The sequence below is a fragment of the Citrobacter sp. Cb004 genome (assembly GCF_030337065.1).
Taxonomy (GTDB): Bacteria; Pseudomonadota; Gammaproteobacteria; order Enterobacterales; family Enterobacteriaceae; genus Citrobacter; species Citrobacter braakii.
The window spans coordinates 1-318 of record NZ_JAOWCH010000015.1; the positions used below are offsets into that span (position 1 = coordinate 1).

Annotated in this window: 1 pseudogene; it reads left to right on the forward strand. The window is 45.6% G+C overall.

From position 1 onward, the window contains the following. Positions 1 to 318 (forward strand): annotated as a pseudogene (locus OGV65_RS00090) (T6SS immunity protein Tli3 family protein); the annotation flags it as partial.

The following is a 318-nucleotide window of genomic DNA, read 5'->3' on the forward strand; positions in this document are numbered from 1 at the left end:
GCAGAATCATTTGTATATGAGTTCATACCCTTTTGACGATCCGCGTCTAAAACCCGGCGGGCCGGGTATAGATTATAAATTCTTTGATGACACGTATTATCTCTACAGGCCAGGCAAGCATAAATCCAATGGCGAGTATGTGGATGCCCACATCAGACCTGAATCTCCAGGGTATGCGTGGGGTACGGTTATTTTTATGAAAAAAGGACTGAATAATCTTGTTGAGTCAGAAAAATCGAATTATCAAAACCTGCCCGACAAAGAACCAGAGGTGGTGGGCTATAAGGGATGGACCCGGATGCGCTGTGACCTGGATGC